Source organism: Cupriavidus sp. BIC8F, assembly GCF_032465815.1.
Classification (GTDB): Bacteria; Pseudomonadota; Gammaproteobacteria; order Burkholderiales; family Burkholderiaceae; genus Cupriavidus; species Cupriavidus necator.
On record NZ_CP136095.1, the window covers coordinates 139,407 to 155,564 of the forward strand.

Here is a 16,158-nt window from a genome sequence, read left to right on the forward strand (position 1 = left end):
CCCTATTGCCTTCACCAAAACCTTGTCGTACGATGACTGATAACTCGGATGACCTGCGCCGCCGCAGTCAGCCGCCACTGCCACCCGGGGCCACTGGCCCGCTCAGGATTGCCGCAATGCTCGCACCCAACGAACTCAAGCAAATCGTCTCTGAAGGCCTGCTGTCCTTCCCCATCACCGACTTCGACGCCCAGGGCGACTTCACGCCGCAGTCCTACGCCGCGCGGCTGGAGTGGCTGGCCCCTTACGGCGCCACCGCGTTGTTCGCGGCGGGCGGCACCGGCGAGTTCTTCTCGCTGACGCCGCAGGACTACTCGGCCGTGGTCGACACCGCCGTGCGCACCTGCGCCGGCAAGGTGCCGATCCTGGCCGGCGCCGGCGGCCCGACCCGCACCGCCATCGCCTACGCACAGGAAGCCCAGCGCCTGGGCGCGGCCGGCGTGCTGCTGCTGCCGCACTACCTGACCGAAGCCAGCCAGGACGGCATCGCCGCGCACGTGGAGCAGGTCTGCAAGTCGGTGGACATCGGCGTGATCGTCTACAACCGCGCCAACTCGAAGCTGGATGCAACGCAGCTGGCACGCCTGGCCGAGCGCTGCCCTAACCTGGTCGGCTTCAAGGACGGCGTGGGCGACATCGAGGCCATGGTCAGTATCCGCCGCAAGCTGGGCGACCGCTTCTCTTACCTCGGCGGCCTGCCCACGGCTGAGGTCTATGCCGCGGCCTACAAGGCGCTGGGCGTGCCGGTGTATTCGTCGGCCGTGTTCAACTTCATCCCCAAGACCGCGATGGACTTCTACCGCGCCATCGCCGCGGACGACCACGACACCGTGGGCCGCCTGCTCGACAACTTCTTCCTGCCCTACCTGGCCATCCGCAACCGCAAGGCCGGCTATGCCGTGAGCATCGTCAAGGCCGGGGCCCGCCTGGTCGGCCGCGACGGCGGCCCGGTGCGCGCGCCGCTGACCGACCTGACCGGCGAGGAGATGGAGATGCTGGGCACGCTGATCAACAAGCTCGGCCCGCAGTAAGCGGCAGGACCCGCCGTCCTCGCGTTGCACTTCGACTGGCCGGCCGCGGGGCATATGCCCTGCGGCCGGCTTTCCCGTTCCAAACGTTGACAAGGAATCCTTCCATGCAAATCACCGGCGACATGCTGATCGGCGCGCACGCCATGCGCGGCTCCGAAGCCCTGCTGCAGGCCATCAATCCCGCCAGCGGCCAGGCCCTGGGCCCTGACTTCCACGGCGGCGGGCAGGCCGAGGTCGAGCGCGCCTGCGCGCTGGCCGAAGCCGCCTTCGACACCTACCGCAACACCACGCCGGCACAGCGCGCGGCGTTCCTGGAGGCCATCGCCAGCGGCATCGAGGCGCTGGGCGACACGCTCATCGAACGCGCCCACCTGGAAAGCGCGCTGCCCATCGCGCGCCTGCAGGGCGAGCGGGGCCGCACCGCTGGCCAGCTGCGCCTGTTCGCCACCGTGCTGCGCGAGGGCCGGTGGCAGCAAGCCACCTTCGACCCCGCTCTGCCCGAGCGCAACCCGCCGCGCCCGGACCTGCGCATGCAGCGTATCGCCATCGGCCCGGTGGCGGTGTTCGGCGCCAGCAACTTCCCGCTGGCCTTCTCCGTGGCGGGCGGCGACACCGCCTCGGCGCTGGCCGCCGGCTGCCCGGTCGTGGTCAAGGCGCACTCGGCGCACCTGGGCACGTCCGAGCTGGTCGGGCGCGTGATCCAGAAGGCCGTGCAGGACGCCGGCCTGCCCGAGGGCGTGTTCTCGCTGCTGGTAGGCGCGGGCAATGTCATCGGCACGGCGCTGGTCTCGCATCCCGCGATCCAGGCGGTGGGCTTCACCGGCTCGCGCGCGGGCGGCATGGCGCTGATGCGCGCCGCCAGCGCCCGCCCGCAGCCGATCCCCGTGTACGCGGAGATGAGCAGCATCAATCCGGTGTTCCTGCTGCCCGCCGCGCTCGATGCGCGCGGCGAGGAAATCGGCCGGCAGCTGGTGGATTCGCTGGTGCTCGGCGTCGGCCAGTTCTGCACCAACCCCGGGCTGGTGATCGGCATCGAAGGCCCTGCGCTGGACAAATTCCGCGCCGCGGCGCTCGGCGCGCTGCAAGGCAAGCCGGCGGCAACGATGCTGACACCCGGCATCCATGCCGCCTATGAGCAAGGCGTGGCACAGCTGTCGTCGCTCGACGGTCTGCAACGCATTGGCGACGGCGTCGACAGCAATGGGGCCAACCAGGCGCGGCCGGTGATGTTCGAGACCACCGCGGCGCAGTTCCTGGCGGATCACCGCATGCAGGCCGAAGTATTCGGGCCGTCGACGGTGCTGGTGGTGTGCCGTGATCTCGACGAGATGCTGGCGGTGGCGCGACAGCTTGAAGGCCAGTTGACGGCGACGATGCAGCTCGATGATGCCGACCACGCGGTCGCGCGGCGCCTGCTGCCGGTGCTGGAACGCAAGGCCGGGCGGGTGCTGTGCAATGGTTATCCGACTGGGGTTGAGGTTGCCTATGCGATGGTGCATGGCGGGCCGTTCCCGGCGACTTCGGATGCGCGATCCACTTCGGTGGGGGCGACGGCGATTGACCGGTTCTTGCGGCCGGTTTGTTATCAGAACTTGCCGCAGGCGTTGTTGCCGGAAGCGGTGAAGGGTTGATCCCGCAGGCCCTTCCGCTCATGCCCACGTACATCGCGTCGAAGAACCGGGCGAGTGGGTGGGCTGCTGCGAGTTGTCGCTACGCGGACGGTTGTTGGTCTTGGCAGGCGTGGGCTGTTTCGCCGGCGTAGCCGGCGAGTTACTTCTTGTCCAAGCGACAAGAAGTAACCAAGAAACGCGTCGCCTGGGCGGCTGGCCATCCATTACACGGCGATGGTGGTTCGAGCGGTGGTGATTTCCGTTCGATGGGGTTGGTGGTTCGACCCTGCTACGCACCCTGTCTGGTGCCTACGTCAACGGACTATTGGACGAACCCGACTTTAGGCGGTTGGCAGCCTGCTAACCACCGCGTCGGTGGGACGCCTTCGGCTGCGCTTCGCGCCGGCCCTAACGTGGCAGAACGAACGGCCACTCCCTGATTTGCGCTTTTGGCCTGGCACTATGACAGCGCCGTGCGAGCGCAGCGATGCGCTCCGTGCGTGGGCACCTAACCTGCGATACTGAGTGCGCGCAGCGCAGCCGAAGGCGTCCTACCGATGACCTGATTAGCAGGCTGCCAATAGACTAAAGTCGGGTTCGTCCAATAGTCCGCGGACGTAGGCACCGGACAGGGAGCGTAGCTGGGTCGAACGGGCAACCACGCCCAAATAGCAAGCACCGCCGCCATATGACCAACACCGTGCAATTTATGGCCAGCCGCCCAGGCGACGCGCTCTTTGCCTACTTTCTGTCGCTCGGACAGAAAGTAGGTCGCCGGCTGCGCCGGCGAAACAGCCCACGCTAGTCAAGAGCCACAATCCGACCGCATGGCACGAAGGCAAAGCAACCCCACCCCCACGAACCCCTTACGCCATCAGCAACGCCCAACAAAAAACGCCCTCGGTAAGGGCGTCTCTCGTTGGGCGCAGCGGAGAAGCTCCCACTCAAGCCTCCAGCCTGATCCCCGCCTGCTTCACCACCCCCGCCCATCGCGTCTGCTCGGCAACAAAGAACTTCCCAGTCTCCCCCGGCGTCATCGTCACCACTTCCGCCCCCTGGGCCACCAGCTGCGCGCGCAGGTCCGGCGCGCGGATGATGCGGATCAGCTCGCCACTGAGGCGCGCCACCATCGCATCGGACATGCTGGCCGGGGCCATCACCCCCTGCCACGTTCCGGATTCGAAATTCGGCACGCCCTGCTCGGCGATGGTCGGCACGTTCTGCAGCAGCGGCATGCGCGTGCGCTTGGACTGGGCGATCAGCTTGAGCTTGCCCGACTGCACATGCGGCAGCGTGGCCAGCATGCCGTTCATCAGCACCTGGGCGCTGCCGCCCACGGTATCGGCAATGGCCTGCGAGCCGCCCTTGTAGGGTACGTATTGCCACTTGGCGCCGGTGGCCTGCTCCACCGCCACGCCGGCCAGGTGCGGCGCGCTGCCGATAGCGGTCACGGCGAAGTTGAGCTGGCTGCGCTGCGACAGCGCCACCAGTTCCTTCACGCTGGCCGCCTGCACCGACGGATGCACCACCAGCAGGTGCGGCGAGTAGGCCAGCATCGACACCGGCTTGAGGTCCTTGGCGATATTGAAGGTCAGCTTGGTATAGACCGACGGGCTGATCGCCAGCGCGCCGATATCGCACAGCATCAGCGTGTGGTTGTCGGTGGCCTGCGCGACCAGCGCCGCGCCGACGTTGCCGTTGGCGCCGGGGCGGTTGTCCACCACCACTGACTGGCCCAGCGCCTCGCCCAGCTGCTTGCTGATCAGGCGCGCGATGATGTCCGACGAGCCGCCGGCGGTGTACGGCACCACCAGGCGGATCGGGCGGGTGGGCCAGTCCTGCGCGGCGTGCGCGGCCGAGGACAGGCCCGCGAGCGGGCCCGCAGCCAGGCCGGCGGCCAGCGCGGAGGATTGCTTGAGGAAGTTGCGGCGTCCCTGGGTCATGCTCATGTCTCCTGTCAATGGCGCGCGCGCCGGCGCAGCACGATGGGCGTGCGTGGCCGGCGCGTTTGGTGCTTCGGTGTGCAGCTTCAGTCCAGCGGCTTCAGTCCAGCGCGATCTTGCCCTTCTCGATCACGCTCTTCCAACGCTGCAGCTCCTGCGCCTCGAACTGGTTGAACTGCTCGGGCGTGTTGGCCACCACCTCGAAGCCGCTCTCGGACAACTTCTGGCGCATCTTCGGGTCGTTCAGCGAGGACACCAGCGCTCCGTGCAGACGGCTCTTGATCTGGGGCGGCAGGCCGCGCGGCGCGGCCACGCCTTGCCACGAGTACACCTCCACATCCCTGATGCCGGCCTCGGCCATGGTGGGCACATTGGGCAGCACCGGCGAGCGCTTGTCGGAGGTCACCGCCATCGCCTTGAGCTTGCCGGCGCGGACGTGCTGCAGCACGGCATTGATGTTCTGGAACGACACGTCGACCTGGCCGGCAAGCAGGTCGGAGATTGCCGGGCCGCCGCCCTTGTAGGGCACGTGCAGGCCGTCGGTGGCGCTCTTCTGCCAGAAAAGCGCCGCGGTCAGGTGGTCGGACGAGCCCGCGCCGGACGAGGCAAAGCTGACCTTGCCCGGGTTCTTCTTCATGTAGGCCACCAGCTCCTGCAGAGTGTTGGCCGGGAACTGCGGATTGGCCACCAGCACGTTTGGCGCGCGCACCGCCACCGTCAGCAGGTCGAAGTCCCTGGCCGGGTCATAGGCCAGGTTCTTCTGCAGGAACGGGTTCACTGCATACACGCCGATCGACGCCACCATCATGGTGTAGCCGTCCGCCGGCGCGCGCTTGACGAAGGTGGCGCCGATGGCGCCGGTCGCGCCGGGGCGGTTGTCGATGACGAAGGGCTGGCCCAGCTTTTCATTGAGCGGCACGGTCAGCATGCGCGCGATCGCGTCGCTGGAGCCGCCCGGCGGGAACGGCACCACGACCGATACCGGGCGTTGCGGCCAGTCCTGTGGCGCGGCGGTAGCCGTGGCGCTGACGGCGGTCAGGGCCGCCACCGTGAAGGCGCAGCCGAGCGCGACGGCGCGCAGCCAGTGGTGCGGGCGCAGCGCGCCCTGGCGTTGGAACGTGTACATCGTTGTCTCCTGCAATGTCCTGGTGAGATGAGCCGGCCGTTCCGATGACGGCCGCGGCTGTTGGCGTCGTTGCCGGTAGCACGTCAGCGCACCATGCAGGGCGCCTTGTTGTTGAACTTCCAGCCGGGGATCAGGAACTGCATCGCCGCGGCATCGTCGCGTGCCCCCAGACCCTTGCGCTGGTACAGCTCGTGCGCGCGCGCCAGGGCGTCCATGTCGAGCGCCACGCCCAGGCCCGGCGTCTTGGGCACCTGCACCAGACCGCCTTCGATCTTCAGCGGATTGCGGGTCAGGTGTTCGCCGTCCTGCCAGATCCAGTGTGTGTCGATGGCCGTGACGCGCCCCGGTGCGGCCGCGGCCACGTGGGTGAACATGGCCAGCGAGATGTCGAAGTGGTTGTTCGAGTGCGAGCCCCAGGTCAGGCCCCATTCGGCGCACATTTGCGCCACGCGCACCGAGCCCTGCATGGTCCAGAAGTGCGGGTCGGCCAGCGGGATGTCGACCGACTGCAGCCGCACCGCATGCCCCATCTGGCGCCAGTCGGTGGCGATCATGTTGGTGGCGGTGGGCAGGCCGGTGGCGGTGCGGAACTCGGCCATGATCTCGCGCCCGGAATAGCCGTCCTCGGCACCGCACGGGTCTTCGGCATAGGCCAGCACGCCGCGCTTGTCGCGGCACAGGCGCACGGCCTCGGCCAGCGACCAGGCGCCGTTGGGATCCAGCGTGATGCGCGCCTTGGGAAAGCGCTCGGCCAGCGCCAGGACCGCTTCCATCTCTTCGTCGCCGCGCAGCACGCCGCCCTTGAGCTTGAAGTCGTTGAAGCCGTAGCGCTCGTACGCGGCCTCGGCCAGGCGCACCACGCCCTCGGGCGTCATCGCCACTTCATTGCGCAGGCGGAACCACGCGTTGTCGGCATCGGGCTCGGTGCGATAGTCCAGCGTGGTACGCTGGCGGTCGCCGATATAGAACAGATAGCCCAGCATCTCCACGGCGTCGCGCTGCTGGCCCTCGCCCAGCAGCGCGGCCACCGGCACCTCCAGGTGCTGGCCGAGCAGGTCGAGCAGCGCCGACTCCAGCGCGGTGACGGCGTGGATGGCGATGCGCAGGTCGAAGGTCTGCAGGCCGCGGCCGCCGGCATCGCGGTTGGCGAACGTCGCGCGCACGCGGTTCAGGATGGCCTGGTACTGGCCGATGGGCTGGCCCACCAGCAGCGGCCGCGCGTCTTCCAGCGTCTGGCGGATGCCTTCGCCGCCCGGGACCTCGCCCACGCCGGTATGGCCGGCGCTGTCGCGCACGATCACGATATTGCGCGTGAAGTACGGGCCATGGGCGCCGGACAGGTTCATCAGCATGCTGTCATGCCCGGCCACGGGCACCACGGTCAGTTCGGTCACGACCGGGGTGTGGGCGGACGCCATGGGGGCGGCGGTTGGGGTCATCTCTGGGTTGTCTCCGGCATTTCCGACGGCGGGCGCAGTATCGTTCACCCGGACCATCGTGTCGCGTATGTTATCTGTCATCGTATGACTGATAACCCAGTATAATGAGGCCATCTCGAACCGGTCAAGTCCGGGAAACCCCGCCCGTATCCACCATGCCGAACTCCACCCCCGCCCAGTCCGTTCCGCCCGTTTCTGCGCCGCAAGCGCCGCTGCGCCGCCGCGGCCGCACGCTTGCCGAGGAAGTGGTGCAAGCCCTTGGCGAAGAGATCCGCCAGGGCCAGCTCAAGCCCGGCAACAAGCTCCCGACCGAGTCGGAGATCATGGCGTCGATGGGGGTCAGCCGCACCGTGGTGCGCGAGGCACTGTCGCGGCTGCAGGCCAGCGGCCTGGTGGAGACGCGCCACGGCATCGGCACCTTCGTGCTGGCGCGCGCGGCCGAGGCGCCTTCGCCCTTCCGCATCGGGCCGGACGCGCTGGGCACGGCCATGGATGTGATGGCGATGCTGGAATTCCGCGTCAGCCTTGAAGCCGAGGCCGCGGGCCTGGCCGCATCGCGCCGCACCGACACGCAGCTGGCCGCCATGCGCCAGGCGCTGGATGAGCTCAAGCGCAGCGCCGGCGCCGGCAACGACGCCGTGGAGAGCGACTTTGCCTTCCACCTGGAGATCGCGCGCGCCACCGGCAACCGCTACTTCACGGACATCATGGGCCACCTGGGCACCATGGTGATCCCGCGCAGCCGCCTGCAGGTCAGCACCCCCGAGCGCGAGCAGTACCTGGAGCGCGTCAGCATCGAACACGAGAACATCTACGACGCGATCGAGCGCCGCGACCCCGACGGGGCCAAGGCCGCCATGCGCATGCACCTGACCAACAGCCGCGAACGGCTGCGCAAGGCCTCAGGGACAGCCGGCGCCCAAGGCTGACCGGCGCGCACGCACCCGGCTGGGTGCAGCCCGCCAAGTCATACGATGTCTAATGAGAATGACCGGGATCACGGCGTCAGCCGGCAGCGCCGCGCAAAGTCCACCAGCTCCACCAGGGACGAGACCTGCAGCTTGCCCATGATGCGTGCCTTGTAGCTGCTGACAGTCTTGTTGCTGATAAAGAGGCTGGCGCTGATGGACTTGTACGACAGGCCGCGCGCCAGCATCTGCAGCACCACCAGTTCCTTGTCGGAGAGGCGCCGCAGGATCTCCTCGTCCGCCGACATGGCCTGGCGCGGCGCGCCGCCGCGGCTGAGCACCGGGAACACGGTATAGCCCGCCAGCACCGCCTCGACCGCACGCAGGATTTCCTTGATGTCCTGGGTCTTGCTGACGAAGCCCTGCGCACCGGCCTGCCATGACCGGCTGATGAACACGGCCGGGTCCAGCGCCGTCACCACCAGAATACGCACCTGCGGATGGATCGCGCGCAGGCGCGGCGCCACATCCAGCCCGCTGGAGCGCGGGATGTCCAGGTCGAGCAGCACGAGGTCCGGCGTGTGCGCGCGCACCAGCTCGATGGCGCACTGTCCGTTGTCTGCTTCGATCACCTCGTCTACGCCAAGCAGCTGCAACAGGTGGTGCCTGAGCACCAGCCGCATCGCCGGATGGTCGTCAACGATCAGGATGGTTGTCATGCGTGGCTTCGTAGTCCGGGAACGCATCGGCGACCAGGCGCATTCCACCCGGGCATGGAATGGCAGGGGCGATGAACACGCGGGGCGCGATGCTGCGCCAGTATAGGGAGCCGCGGACGCTGGCAGGATGGGAGAAATCGGTTTCGCATGAAGCCGAATCCTAGGCCCGCCTCAGACGCACGCTCATGCCGGAGCACCGGGCCGCGGCGGTGTGCCCCTGCGCACGGCAGGGACAACGGCAAACGGCCAGTGGTGCTACTCTATTCCGGAGTGTTTCATCCATGGAGAACACTGTGCCTCGCAAGACCCCCATCGAGCGCTACCGCAATATCGGCATCAGCGCGCATATCGACGCCGGCAAGACCACGACGACCGAACGGATCCTGTTCTACACGGGCGTCAGCCACAAGCTGGGCGAAGTGCACGATGGCGCTGCCACCATGGACTGGATGGAGCAGGAGCAGGAGCGCGGCATCACCATCACGTCGGCCGCCACCACTGCCTTCTGGAAAGGCATGGCCGGCAACTACCCCGAACACCGCATCAACATCATCGATACGCCGGGACACGTCGACTTCACCATCGAAGTCGAGCGCTCCATGCGCGTGCTCGACGGCGCCTGCATGGTCTATGACGCCGTCGGCGGCGTGCAGCCGCAGTCCGAGACGGTCTGGCGCCAGGCCAACAAGTACGCGGTGCCGCGCATTGCCTTCGTCAACAAGATGGACCGCGTCGGCGCCGACTTCTTCCGCGTGCAGACGCAGATCGCCGACCGCCTCAAGGGCCGCGCCGTGCCGATCCAGATCCCGCTGGGCGCCGAGGACCATTTCCAGGGCGTGGTCGACCTGGTCACGATGAAGGCCATCGTCTGGGACGATGCCAGCCAGGGCGTGCGCTTCGAATACCAGGACATTCCGGCGGACCTGCTGGCCACCGCGCAGGAATGGCGCGACAAGATGGTCGAAGCCGCCGCAGAGGCCGACGAGACGCTGCTCCACCAGTACCTGTCGGGCGAGCCGCTGACCGAGGAGCAGATCAAGCGCGGCCTGCGCAAGCGCACCATCGCCAACGAGATCGTGCCGATGCTGTGCGGCAGCGCCTTCAAGAACAAGGGCGTGCAGAGCATGCTGGACGCCGTCATCGACTACCTGCCCTCGCCCGCCGACGTGCCGGCCATCCTGGGCCACACCGAAGACGACCGCGAAGCCGAGCGCCATCCCAGCGACGACGAGCCGTTTGCCGCGCTGGCGTTCAAGATCATGACCGACCCCTTTGTCGGCCAGCTGATCTTCTTCCGCGTCTATTCTGGCGTGGTCAAATCCGGCGACACCGTCTACAACCCGGTCAAGAGCAAGCGCGAGCGCCTGGGCCGCATCCTGCAGATGCACGCCAACGTGCGCCAGGAGATCAAGGAAGTGCGCGCCGGCGACATCGCCGCGGCCGTCGGCCTGAAGGAAGCGACCACCGGCGACACGCTGTGCGATCCCGACAAGGTCATCATCCTGGAGCGCATGAGCTTCCCGGAACCGGTGATCTCGCAGGCCGTGGAGCCGAGGACCAAAGCCGACCAGGAAAAGATGGGCATTGCGCTGAACCGCCTTGCGCAGGAAGACCCGTCCTTCCGCGTGACCACGGACGAGGAATCCGGCCAGACCATCATCTCCGGCATGGGCGAGCTGCACCTGGAAATCCTGGTCGACCGCATGCGGCGCGAGTTCGGCGTGGAGGCCTCGGTCGGCAAGCCCCAGGTGGCCTACCGCGAGACCATCCGCCAGCCGGTCAAGGACGTGGAAGGCAAGTTCATCAAGCAATCGGGCGGACGCGGCCAGTACGGCCACGTGGTGCTCAACCTCGAGCCGATGCCGCACGGCGGCGGCTATGAGTTCGTCGATGCCATCAAGGGCGGCGTAGTCCCGCGCGAGTTCATCCCCGCGGTGGACAAGGGCATCCGCGAGACCCTGCAGTCAGGCGTGCTGGCCGGCTACCCGGTGGTCGACATCAGGGCCACGCTGGTGTTCGGCTCCTACCACGATGTCGACTCGAACGAGAACGCGTTCCGCATGGCCGGCTCAATGGCGTTCAAGGAAGGCATGCGCCGGGCCCGGCCCATCCTGCTGGAGCCGATGATGGCCGTCGAGGTGGAAACGCCTGAGGAATTCACCGGCAACGTGATGGGCGACTTGTCGTCACGTCGCGGCATGGTGCACGGCATGGAAGACATCGCCGGTGGCGGCGGCAAGATCGTGCGCGCCGAGGTGCCGCTGGCAACCATGTTCGGCTACTCCACCACGCTGCGCTCGCTGACGCAGGGGCGCGCGACGTACACGATGGAGTTCAAGCACTATGCCGAGGCGCCGGCCAATGTGGCCGAGGCGGTGATTTCGGCGAAGCGGGCAGGGTAACGAAGGTTTGCTCCCCCTCTCCCGCTTGCGGGAGAGGGGCCGGGGGAGAGGGCTGACGCAGCCACGCGCCCGCGCCCTCCCCCCTCACCACCTCAGCAGGCCGCCGCCGTCATCTTGAAGATCCCCTGCGCATTGCCCGCATCAAACCCCAGGTCATAACGCTGCGGCGCTGCCGCTTCTTCGGCAAAGCGGTCGCGCGTGATGAACTCGTAGAACGATCCCGGCACGTCCCGCTCCACCGTCTCGCCCTGCGAGCCGACGAAGGCGCGGCGCACCGTATCCGCGCGGAACGCGGTCTGCTTGACGCGGCCGCTGCGCGAGACTTCCACCTTGTCCTTCATCGGCCGGCCCAGCTGCTTCTGCTGCTCGGCGAGCGCGAACACGTCATCGACGCGGTCGGTGGCGTGGTTGAAGGCGTTGCCTTCGGTGGCGACCCAGGCCATCTCCGCCGATTCACTCAGCAGGGTTTCATAGTCGGCCAGACTCGGCGTGGCGTGCTGGCGCTCGAAGCATGGCACCAGCAGGCCGACCAGCTCGGCGCCGTCGGCCAGGTCCAGCGCGCCGTCGCGCTCAAGCTGCCACAGCAGGGTCTGCGCGCGCGGCGTGAGCGGGTCGGCGGAGGTGCCGGTGACGCGGCTGACGGCGGCGCGGAAGGCGTCGCTGAAGCGTTCCGGATGGAATTCGCTGAGGAAGAACTGGGCGATGTCCTCAGGCGCGTCGGCATGCGCGTATGAGCGGCCGGTCATGCCGATGCGGTCCAGCGGATAGGTGCCGTTGAGCACGTAGCCGAGAGGGCGCAGGATGCGGGTGAAGGCGGCCTCGCCTTCGGGCAGCGCGCCGTTGTCGCGCCACTTGACCGTGCGCAGCGCGCCGTGGTCGAAGGTGACCTTGCCGCCGGCGGCGGCGACATCGTCGGTGTAGGCGCGGCCGCTCGGCACGCGCTCGAGGATGCCGCCGAACAGCACCATGTTCAGGGCCTGGGCGATTTCCGCGCGGGTGGCACGGCCCGGCGGGGCCTGCGGCAGATCCGCGGGCAAGGTGACCAGCGCGAGCAGTTGCGCGCCGCGGGCGGCGCCGACGTTGGCGGTGAGAAGCGTGGAGAGTTTGGAGGTCATGGGCGCAAACAGGTGAGCACTGGAATGGCAGCCGGGCTGGCGACGATACGCGAGGCAGGATAGGGGCGCCCCCATGGCGCGCACAAGCGCGCATTGCGCACAACGTTGTGCGTGCGGCGCACGACCGCGGTAGTGGTGCCGTCTGACGGTGCAGGCTGGCGCCGCTGTTTATACTGTCAGCCTTCCTTCCCTCGCAGTCCCATGAGAAACGACATCCCCAACCTGGGCGCGCTGCAGGCCTTCGAGGCCTCGGCACGGCTGGGCAGCTTTACCCGCGCCGCGGCAGAGCTGGCGCTGACACACAGCGCGGTGGGGCGGCAGGTGGCGCAGCTGGAGCAGCGCCTGGGCATGGCGCTGTTCACGCGCGTGCGCCGGCGCCTGGAGCTGACCGATACCGGGCGCGAATACGCCGCGCGCATCCGCCGGCACCTGGACCACCTGCAGCGCGACACGCTGGAAATCACCACCGGCCGGGCCATGGGCTACACGCTGGAGCTGGCGGTGGTGCCCACCTTTGCCACCCAATGGCTGATCCCGCGCCTGCCGGACTTTGCGCGGCGCCATCCCAATGTGACGGTCAACCTGTCGGCGCGCTCGCAGCCGTTCTCGTTCCAGGAATGCGCCTATGACGCGGCGATCTACTTCGGCGACCAGTTCTGGCCCGGCACGCGCGGCGGCGTGATCTTCCGCGAAGGGGGCATGGTGCCGGTGTGCAGTCCCGCCTTCCTGGCCGGGCATCCCGTGACCGGCGCCGCCAGCCTGGCGCACTGCCGCCACCTGCACCTGAGCACGCGCGCCAACGCCTGGCGCGACTGGTACGCGGCACAGGGCTGGGCCTATGACCTGGCCGCCTCGCGCGGGCCGCGCTACGAACTGTTCACGATGATGACGGCCGCGGCGGCGGCCGGGCTTGGCATCGGCCTGGCGCCGCGCCTGCTGATCGAGCGCGAACTGCAGACAGGCCAGCTTGTGATCCCGCTGGCGGGCATGCTGGACGAGCAGCAGGGCTACTACTTTGCCTATCCGGAGGGCCGGCCCGAATCAGAAGCGCTGGCGGCCTTCCGCAGCTGGATCCTGGGCCTGTCGCGCGATGCGCCGGCCACGGCTGCGGGCAACTGATCGCGCCACCTCGCTGCGGTCGATGAAGCACTTTCCGGGGAGCGTTTGCGCTATGCAGGTCATCGGCAGCGACGACGGCCGCGCCAGCTACAACGCCGGCCCTGAGGCCGGAAAGGAGGGGATTCCTACGGCGCTATACGCTGAACTGTATGGTCGCTTCGGTGGGTACTTGGCCCGACGCCCCGACTTCATGCGAAGTATCTGCACAAGCTAACCGGGCGTGTCCTGCCCTTGGTACATTGATCGCGCCGACCAGATCGGCGTTTGCCTCGAAGCCGCATTCGACACAGGCGAAGCGCTCCTGTGTGCGTTGAAGCGTGGCCGCAGCACGGGCAAGTGCGGCTGGTATTCTGCGGCGGCACGGCGATGAGATAGCCGCCGTTCCACGCCAGCTTGTAATCCAGCTGGCGGCGGAACTCGAACCAGCCCTGATCGAGGATGGACTTGTTCAGACCGGACTTGGCTCGAACGTTACTGCCTGGTACTTCGGTTGTGCCTGCTGCCGACCTGGACATCTTCCGCACCTGCAAGTCCTCGATACACACCATCGCTTGGTTTTGGCTGATCGTGGTTGAGCACTTGTGCAGGTAGTCGCGGCGGGCGTTGCCGATGCGGGAGTGAATCTTCTGGACGCGGGCTTTGGCCTTCTTCCAGTTGCTGCTGCATCTGGTCTTGCGGCTCAGCGCCCGCTGCGCCTTGCGCAAAGCGATTTCATGCCGCTGGAAACTGTGGAGCGGCGCGATAGACGAACCGTCCGAGAGCGTGGCGAAGCGGGCGATGCCCAGGTCGATACCCACCGCGCCGCCGTGCGGCACAGGGGTTTCAACCTCGCGCCGCGCCTGAATGCTGACGAACCATTTGCCGCCGCTCAGGCTGACGGTGACATTGCGCAACTCGCCCAGCGTTTTCCGGCTATTGCGGTAGCGCAGCCAGCCCAGCTTGGGCAGGAAGAGGCGGCCATTGGCCTGATCGAGCTTGATCTGTTTCGGGTCGGGGTAGCGGAAGCTGTCGCGTTGCCCCTTGCGCTTGAAGCGCGGGAAGTCCGCCCGTAGGCTTTGTCGAGGTCTTTGAGCGCATGTTGCAGAGGATGGACGGGCGCATCCTTCAGCCAAGCCGTCCCCAAGCTGTTGCGCCACGCCGTCAGATGCTTCGCCATCGCGATATGGCCGATGAACTTGCCGCCCGCGTCGTGATTTGCCTTTTGCAACGCCAGCGCTTTGTTGAACACGAAACGGCACGAGCCAGCGAAGCGGCGCATGTGGCACTGCTGATCGCCGATCGGCATCAGTTCGTACCTGAAGGCCTGGATGCGTTGCATGGCCGGAGTTTTACTCCTGGCCTATGAGCAGTGAAAACGATATTCGGCATGGGCGGCACTGCGTTTACCTGATGCACGTCCACTTGGTCTTTGTGACGAAGTATCGCCGTGAGGTGTTCACTAAGAAAAGGCGCGCAGCGCCACGCTGACGCGCCCTTCTTCCATGCCGCGCGAAAGAATTACCACGGCGGCAGCTGGCAACTTCAGCCCCATGCGCACGGCGCCACAAACGGCGCAGGCATGGTCATTGCGCATGCCATGCATTCCAACGTCTTGCGACAAGGAGCAAAGCATGCGGAACCAATCTCCCACCAGTGAAGGCGCGGCCATCATCGGTTCAGGCGTGGGCGAAGGCCCGGGCCCTGAAGTGATGGCGGCATCGAGCCTTGACGGCACCAAGGCCTATTCATCCGATGGCGAACACGTCGGCAAGATTTCCGAGATCATGCTGGATGTGCCGCACGGCCGCATCGCCTACGCGGTGCTGACCACCGGCGGCTTCCTCGGCATCGGCGACACGCTGCACGCCATCCCATGGAATGCACTGGTCATGGACACCGACGAGAAATGCTTCCGGATTGCCGTGACGGCGGACCGGCTCAAGTCCGCACCGGGCTTCAACAAGGACAGCTGGCCGAGCATGGCCGATCCCCTGTGGGGCAAATCGCTGCACGAGTACTACGGCCGCGACCCGTACTGGGTGCCCCCGCCGCTGTAAGGCTGCGCAGGGGCTACGCCCAGGTTGCAAGCAGCCAGCGCGCGGCCAGCGCGGCCAGGCCGATACCCGCCACGCCCGGCAGCAGGCGCCGCACCGCGCGTGGCGCATAGGACAGGCCCAGCGCCACGGCAAACGCGCTGGCGGTCAGCGTGCCAAGCCACGACACGGTTCCCAACGGCCCGCCGTCGGCAGCAACATGGAGCGACCAGGCCAGCGCGAGCGCGCCGGCCAGCAACCGCCGCCGGGCCGCGCCCCTGCAGCCACCAGGCCACCCTCAAAAAAAGAGGCGGCTCGGCAAAATATCTCTTGTAATGAGATCGATTCCCATTTACTATTCGATCACTGCCTGACGTACGGCGCACCGCCCGACAGGCAGACCGGCCAGGTCCGGCGCGCCGCGGCACGCGGCAGCAACCGAAGCTGGCAGGAACAGGATTTCCGGATACCGCCGCTGCGGCATTCGACACCGACTTTTGTGGGGACCGCTCCGTCACGCGGAGCGTTTGGCAGTAGCCAGTCTTCGGAAGATCGGGAAAGCAACCAGACCCCGCTTTCCCGATCGCGTCTTCCGGTGACAAGCCAGGCCACCTTTTTATTCCGCGCGTCGTGCAGGCACGGCGCGCCGCCAGGGACGGGAGCGCCAGCGCTGGTCCGCCCCTGGCGCTTCAGCCTGAAATCCCGCCAAGCCATCGACGCCGCCCGTGCGCGGC

At 67.4% G+C, this 16,158-nt stretch carries 13 protein-coding genes and 2 pseudogenes; 7 read left to right on the forward strand and 8 right to left on the reverse strand.

The features are described 5' to 3' along the window. Positions 1-116: 116 nt before the first annotated feature. Both kdgD and RS901_RS20850 read left to right on the forward strand, forming a co-directional pair. The gene (kdgD, locus tag RS901_RS20845; RefSeq protein WP_316155355.1) at positions 117-1,031 is read left to right on the forward strand and encodes a 5-dehydro-4-deoxyglucarate dehydratase; all 915 of its coding nucleotides are present in this window, start codon (positions 117-119) and stop codon (positions 1,029-1,031) included. A gap of 104 nt (positions 1,032-1,135) precedes the next feature. Further along, positions 1,136-2,662, forward strand: coding sequence for an aldehyde dehydrogenase (NADP(+)) (locus tag RS901_RS20850; RefSeq protein WP_316155357.1), 1,527 nt, complete (start codon positions 1,136-1,138; stop codon positions 2,660-2,662). 923 nt (positions 2,663-3,585) lie between these two features. Here RS901_RS20850 and RS901_RS20855 read toward each other — a convergent pair. The 3 genes from RS901_RS20855 to gudD form a co-directional block, all read right to left on the reverse strand. After that, positions 3,586-4,584 (reverse strand): tripartite tricarboxylate transporter substrate binding protein, encoded by a 999-nt coding sequence (locus tag RS901_RS20855; protein WP_316155359.1) that lies wholly within the window; start codon positions 4,582-4,584, stop codon positions 3,586-3,588. A 100-nt stretch (positions 4,585-4,684) separates the two neighbouring features. Then, entirely contained in the window at positions 4,685-5,710 is a 1,026-nt protein-coding gene (locus RS901_RS20860) for a tripartite tricarboxylate transporter substrate binding protein (protein WP_316155361.1), read from the reverse strand. Between the two features lie 83 nt (positions 5,711-5,793). Further along, positions 5,794-7,149, reverse strand: a complete 1,356-nt coding sequence (gene gudD / locus RS901_RS20865; RefSeq protein ID WP_316155363.1) for a glucarate dehydratase — start codon at positions 7,147-7,149, stop codon at positions 5,794-5,796. A 155-nt stretch (positions 7,150-7,304) separates the two neighbouring features. Here gudD and RS901_RS20870 point away from each other — a divergent pair, with 155 nt between their 5' ends. Then, positions 7,305-8,078 (forward strand): FadR/GntR family transcriptional regulator, encoded by a 774-nt coding sequence (locus tag RS901_RS20870; RefSeq protein WP_316155365.1) that lies wholly within the window; start codon positions 7,305-7,307, stop codon positions 8,076-8,078. A gap of 68 nt (positions 8,079-8,146) precedes the next feature. Here the strand turns inward: RS901_RS20870 and RS901_RS20875 are convergent, their stop codons facing one another. Beyond that, positions 8,147-8,776 carry a response regulator transcription factor gene (locus tag RS901_RS20875; RefSeq protein WP_316155367.1) on the reverse strand — a complete coding sequence of 210 codons (630 nt, stop codon included), beginning with the start codon at positions 8,774-8,776 and terminating at the stop codon, positions 8,147-8,149. A 293-nt stretch (positions 8,777-9,069) separates the two neighbouring features. Here RS901_RS20875 and fusA point away from each other — a divergent pair, with 293 nt between their 5' ends. Further along, positions 9,070-11,178 carry an elongation factor G gene (gene fusA / locus RS901_RS20880; protein WP_316157263.1) on the forward strand — a complete coding sequence of 703 codons (2,109 nt, stop codon included), beginning with the start codon at positions 9,070-9,072 and terminating at the stop codon, positions 11,176-11,178. Positions 11,179-11,270: 92 nt separating this feature from the next. On the opposite strand, the gene RS901_RS20885 is transcribed toward fusA, so the two are convergent. Continuing rightward, positions 11,271-12,293, reverse strand: a complete 1,023-nt coding sequence (locus tag RS901_RS20885) for a DUF1338 domain-containing protein (RefSeq protein WP_316155369.1) — start codon at positions 12,291-12,293, stop codon at positions 11,271-11,273. 201 nt (positions 12,294-12,494) lie between these two features. On the opposite strand from RS901_RS20885, the gene RS901_RS20890 reads away from it, so the two are divergent. Beyond that, positions 12,495-13,412, forward strand: a complete 918-nt coding sequence (locus tag RS901_RS20890) for a LysR substrate-binding domain-containing protein (RefSeq protein WP_316155371.1) — start codon at positions 12,495-12,497, stop codon at positions 13,410-13,412. Between the two features lie 133 nt (positions 13,413-13,545). Here the strand turns inward: RS901_RS20890 and RS901_RS20895 are convergent. Continuing rightward, positions 13,546-14,730: pseudogene (locus RS901_RS20895) on the reverse strand (RNA-guided endonuclease InsQ/TnpB family protein). Positions 14,731-14,753: 23 nt separating this feature from the next. On the opposite strand from RS901_RS20895, the pseudogene RS901_RS20900 reads away from it, so the two are divergent. Further along, positions 14,754-14,849, forward strand: a pseudogene (locus tag RS901_RS20900) (IS200/IS605 family transposase); the annotation flags it as partial. 1 nt (position 14,850) lies between these two features. On the opposite strand, the gene RS901_RS20905 reads toward RS901_RS20900, so the two are convergent. Next, entirely contained in the window at positions 14,851-14,985 is a 135-nt protein-coding gene (locus RS901_RS20905; protein WP_316157372.1) for a hypothetical protein, read from the reverse strand. Between the two features lie 37 nt (positions 14,986-15,022). On the opposite strand from RS901_RS20905, the gene RS901_RS20910 reads away from it, so the two are divergent. Further along, entirely contained in the window at positions 15,023-15,448 is a 426-nt protein-coding gene (locus tag RS901_RS20910) for a PRC-barrel domain-containing protein (protein ID WP_316155373.1), read from the forward strand. A 13-nt stretch (positions 15,449-15,461) separates the two neighbouring features. Here RS901_RS20910 and RS901_RS20915 read toward each other — a convergent pair whose 3' ends face one another. Beyond that, the gene (locus RS901_RS20915; RefSeq protein ID WP_316155375.1) at positions 15,462-15,683 is read right to left on the reverse strand and encodes a DUF3325 family protein; all 222 of its coding nucleotides are present in this window, start codon (positions 15,681-15,683) and stop codon (positions 15,462-15,464) included. Positions 15,684-16,158: the final 475 nt, after the last annotated feature.

Bases quoted from the DNA above. Each gene is read 5' to 3' on its own strand.
- RS901_RS20905 (WP_316157372.1), bottom strand. From the start codon at position 14,985: ATGCGCAATGACCATGCCTGCGCCGTTTGTGGCGCCGTGCGCATGGGG.
- RS901_RS20910 (WP_316155373.1), top strand. From the start codon at position 15,023: ATGCGGAACCAATCTCCCACCAGTGAAGGCGCGGCCATCATCGGTTCA.
- RS901_RS20875 (WP_316155367.1), bottom strand. From the start codon at position 8,776: ATGACAACCATCCTGATCGTTGACGACCATCCGGCGATGCGGCTGGTG.
- gudD (WP_316155363.1), bottom strand. From the start codon at position 7,149: ATGACCCCAACCGCCGCCCCCATGGCGTCCGCCCACACCCCGGTCGTG.
- RS901_RS20890 (WP_316155371.1), top strand. From the start codon at position 12,495: ATGAGAAACGACATCCCCAACCTGGGCGCGCTGCAGGCCTTCGAGGCC.
- RS901_RS20860 (WP_316155361.1), bottom strand. From the start codon at position 5,710: ATGTACACGTTCCAACGCCAGGGCGCGCTGCGCCCGCACCACTGGCTG.
- RS901_RS20855 (WP_316155359.1), bottom strand. From the start codon at position 4,584: ATGACCCAGGGACGCCGCAACTTCCTCAAGCAATCCTCCGCGCTGGCC.
- RS901_RS20870 (WP_316155365.1), top strand. From the start codon at position 7,305: ATGCCGAACTCCACCCCCGCCCAGTCCGTTCCGCCCGTTTCTGCGCCG.
- RS901_RS20850 (WP_316155357.1), top strand. From the start codon at position 1,136: ATGCAAATCACCGGCGACATGCTGATCGGCGCGCACGCCATGCGCGGC.
- RS901_RS20885 (WP_316155369.1), bottom strand. From the start codon at position 12,293: ATGACCTCCAAACTCTCCACGCTTCTCACCGCCAACGTCGGCGCCGCC.
- kdgD (WP_316155355.1), top strand. From the start codon at position 117: ATGCTCGCACCCAACGAACTCAAGCAAATCGTCTCTGAAGGCCTGCTG.